The sequence below is a fragment of the Trueperaceae bacterium genome (assembly GCA_031581195.1).
In the GTDB taxonomy this organism is placed as follows: domain Bacteria; phylum Deinococcota; class Deinococci; order Deinococcales; family Trueperaceae; genus SLSQ01.
This window is the reverse complement of record JAVLCF010000158.1, coordinates 1-3,806: the sequence shown is the minus strand read 5'-3', so window position 1 is coordinate 3,806 and position 3,806 is coordinate 1. Positions and strand designations below refer to the sequence as shown.

Sequence of the window (3,806 nt, the reverse complement as noted above, 5' to 3'; positions counted from 1 at the left end):
GGCGCGGACGCGGTGTTCGTCGCCCCCATCGCCCCGCAGAACGACGCCGCCCTCGAGCGGCACTTCCGGACCGTCGCGGACGCCACCGACCTCCCGCTGATCCTGCACGACTACCCCGCCAGCTTCGGCCTCACGCTGTCGGTCGACCTGATCGGGCGCCTCGCGCGCGACGGCGTCGCGCCCTACATCAAGCTCGAGGACACCCCGGCCCTGCCGAAGGTCAGCGCCGTGATCGAGGCGTCCGAGGGCCACATCGGGGTGTTCGGGGGGCTCGGGGGGCAGTACTTCCTCGAGGAGCTGCAGCGCGGCGCGGCCGGCATCATGACCGGCTTCGCCTTCCCCGAGGTGCTCGTCGGTCTGTACCGCCGCTACGCCTCGGGCGACGCCGCCGGCGCCGAACGCCTGTTCCACCGCACGATCGACCTCATGCGCTACGAGTTCCAGCCCGGCATCGGCCTGGCGTTCCGCAAGCACGTCTACCGCATGCGCGGCACCTACGCGACGGAGGTGTGCCGCCCCCCCGCCCCGAGCCTGACGGAGATCGACCGCGCGGAGTTCGCGCAGGTCGTCGCGCGCTGCGGCCTACCCCTCGGGCCCGGCCCGGTCGAGCTGCCCGCCTGACGCCCGTTCGTTCCCACGCCCTTCCCCACGCCTTCCCCACGCCCGCCCCGCGGGACGCCCCCGGAGGTACCCCATGGATCTCGGTCTGACCCACAAACGCGCCCTCGTCCTCGCCGCCAGCAGCGGCCTGGGACGCGCCACCGCCCTCGAACTCGCGCGGGAGGGCGCTACCGTCGCGCTCTGCAGCCGCGACGCCGCCCGCGCCGAGGAGGCCGCCGGCACGATCCGGGAGGCCACCGGCGCGACCGTGCACGCCTTCGAAGCCGACGTCGCCGACGCGATCTCCCTCCAGGCGCTGTTCCGCGCGGCGACCGACGCCCTCGGGGGCCTCGACGTCCTCGTGAACAACGCCGGCGGTCCGCCCCCCGGCCAGTTCGAAAGCGTCGACGAAGCGGCGTGGGACCGCGCCTACCAACTGACGTTGCAGAGCGTCGTGCGCAGCGTGCGCCTCGCGATCCCGCACCTCCGCACCGCGGGGGGCGGCTCGATCCTCACGCTGGCCAGCTCCAGCGTCCAGCAGCCGATCCCCAACCTGCTGCTCAGCAACGTCTTCCGGCCCGCCGTGCGGGCGCTCAGCAAGCACCTCGCCGAGGAGTACGCCCCCGACGGCATCCGCGTCAACGTGCTGTCCCCCGGCCGGGTGCACACGCCCCGCATCGACCAGCTCGACGCCGCCAACGCCGAACGCAGCGGCCGGACGGTGGAGGAGGTCCGCACCGCGACGGTCGCGAACATCCCGCTGGGACGGCTCGGCGAGCCGGCGGAGTTCGGTCGCGTCGCGGCGTTCCTGTCGAGCCCTGCCGCGTCGTACGTCACCGGCGAGCACCTGCTGGTCGACGGGGGGTTGATCCGGGGGATGTGAGGCGCTAGAGCGTCGCGGTCCGGGTCGTGACCGCGTCGACGAACGCCCGGTCCAACGTCACCCCAAGGCCAGGCCCGTCGGAGGGCACCGTCTGCAGGCCGTCGACCGCCTCGAGCGGCTGCTCGATCAGGTCGCGCTCCCAGTAGCGGCTGGCGCTGGCGGTGTCGCCGGGGAGCGTGAAGTTCTCCAGCGTCGACAGGTGCAGGTTCGCGGCCCGCCCGACGCCGGTCTCCAGCATCCCGCCGCACCACACCGGCGCGCCGAACGCGTCCGCGACGTCGTGCACCATCCGCGCGCGACGGAAGCCCCGCACGCGCCCGACCTTGACGTTGATCACGCGGCCCGCCCCCAGCTCGAGGCCCTTGCGGGCGTCCTCGGGGCCGTGGATCGACTCGTCCAGACAGATCGGGGTGGTGAGCATCTCCTGGAGCGTCGCGTGGTCGACGAGGTCGTCGTGCGCCAGCGGCTGCTCGACGTAATCGAGCGCGAAAGCGTCCAGCTCGCGCAGGACCCGTGCGTCGGTGAGGCGGTAGGCGCTGTTCGCGTCGACCGTGAGGGGCACGTCCGGCAGGGCGTCGCGGACCGCGGCGACCGGGGCGACGTCCCAGCCCGGCGCGATCTTGAGCTTCACGCGGCGGTAGCCCTCGTCGACCGCCCGGCGGGCGGCGTCGACGGTCGCCTCGACGTTCGCCTGGATCCCGAGCGACACGCCGACCGGGACCGGCCGATCGTGCCCCCCGAGCAGCTGCCAGAGCGGCACGCCCCACGCCTTCGCCTGCGCGTCCCAGAACGCCATCTCGACCGCCGCGACCGCCATGTCGTGCCCACGGATCGGCGCGAGCGCCGCGAGCAGCGCGTCGGGCGTCGCGAACGACGCGCCGACGATGCGCGGGGCGACGTGCCGCTCGAGGATCGTCCAGGCGGTGTCGGTCGTCTCCGGCGCGTAGCCGGGGAACGACCCCGCCACGCATTCGGCGAGGCCCTCGACGCCCTCGGCGTGCAGCGTCACCAGCAGGAGTCGGCGGTCGGTCTCGACCGCGAAGCTCGTGCGGAACGGGGTTCGCATCGGGAGCGTCACTTCGCGTAGCTCGAGCGCTTCGATCTTCACGTGGGCCTCCTCGACGGTGAGGGTACGATGAACGGCGCGACGGGGCCGCGACCGGCCTCCGACGACGCCCCGAGGAGGCCCGCCCCCATGTGGATCCGAAGCATCGACGACGCCCTGATCAACCTGTCCGCCGTGGAGGCGATCCGCCTGATGGATCTCTACCCCGAGGACGCCGACCCCGACGCGGTCGATGCGGGCCGGGTGGACCCCGACGCGTTCGAGATCGTCGCGTACCTCGCGAGCGGCTACGAGGCGATCCTGTACGTCGGGGAGGACGCCAGCGAAGCGGAGCGCGCCCAGGAGTACCTCGCCGGCCTGCTCGCCACGGACGGGGTGTCCGCGACGATCGGAGGGGGACGCGTCCGGGGTCTCGTGGAGCTGATGCGGCGCGCGTCGAGCGGCTCGAGCAACTGAGCCAGACGCCCCGCCGCCGCGTTCGGTCTCGACCCGCCGCGCGCTCCGGCGCCCGAGGTCCGCGCAGCGCGGGACTCGTGCGCCGGTGCGCGGTACCGCTCGTGGTACCCTCCCTCGCGACGCCCCTGGTCCCGATCCCTTGGCTGCCCCTCGGGTGCGACTTCCGAAGCTCGCCCACACGTGACGTTGCGGAGGAGTACATGGCGAACGACGCCGACAAGAAACCGACCCGGGCGAAGAAGCCCGCCGGCCGGACCGCGTCCGAGACGAACGCGTCGGCGAAGTCGTCGCGCGCCACGAAGACCCCCGCCGCGAAGGCGTCGGCCACGAAGACGCCGGCGAAGAAGGCTCCCGCCAAGAAGGCGCCGGCGAAGGGCGCCTCCGGGACGAAGCCGTCGGCCTCGAAGACCGCTGCGAAGACGACGGCGAAGACCGCCGCGAAGAAGGCCCCCGCGAAGAAGGCCCCCGCCAAGAAGAGTTCGGCGAAGGGCGCCTCCGAGACGAAGGCGTCGGCCTCGACGACCGCTGCGAAGACGACGGCGAAGACCACGGCGAAGACCACGGCGAAGAAGGCACCTACGGCGAAGAAGGCGTCCACGTCCACCGCATCCGCGTCGAAGACCGCAGCGAAGAAGGCACCGGCGAAGAAGGCTCCCGCGAAGAAGGGTTCGGCGAAGGGCGCCTCCGAGACGAAGGCGTCGGCCTCGAAGACGGCCGGCAAGGCTTCCGCAGCGTCGACGGCGTCTGCAGCGAAGAAAGCGCCGGCGAAGAAGGCGTCCTCCAAGACCGCACCCGCGAAGA

Annotated in this window: 5 protein-coding genes; 4 read left to right on the top strand and 1 reads right to left on the bottom strand. The window is 72.9% G+C overall.

What is annotated here, in order from left to right; translation table 11 throughout:
- Positions 1-621, top strand: a 621-nt coding sequence (locus RI554_10790; GenBank protein MDR9392502.1) for a dihydrodipicolinate synthase family protein, incomplete at its 5' end; no start/stop codon positions are given.
- 73 nt (positions 622-694) lie between these two features.
- Positions 695-1,483 carry an SDR family oxidoreductase gene (locus tag RI554_10785; GenBank protein MDR9392501.1) on the top strand — a complete coding sequence of 263 codons (789 nt, stop codon included), beginning with the start codon at positions 695-697 and terminating at the stop codon, positions 1,481-1,483.
- Between the two features lie 4 nt (positions 1,484-1,487).
- On the opposite strand, the gene menC is transcribed toward RI554_10785, so the two are convergent.
- Positions 1,488-2,591 (bottom strand): o-succinylbenzoate synthase, encoded by a 1,104-nt coding sequence (gene menC, locus RI554_10780; protein MDR9392500.1) that lies wholly within the window; start codon positions 2,589-2,591, stop codon positions 1,488-1,490.
- A gap of 87 nt (positions 2,592-2,678) precedes the next feature.
- Here menC and RI554_10775 point away from each other — a divergent pair, with 87 nt between their 5' ends.
- Together RI554_10775 and RI554_10770 are read left to right on the top strand one after the other, a co-directional pair.
- Complete coding sequence (locus RI554_10775; GenBank protein ID MDR9392499.1) at positions 2,679-3,005, top strand: hypothetical protein; 327 nt, start codon at positions 2,679-2,681, stop codon at positions 3,003-3,005.
- A 200-nt stretch (positions 3,006-3,205) separates the two neighbouring features.
- Positions 3,206-3,806 (top strand): hypothetical protein (locus RI554_10770; protein MDR9392498.1); only part of this gene is annotated, 601 nt, incomplete at its 3' end.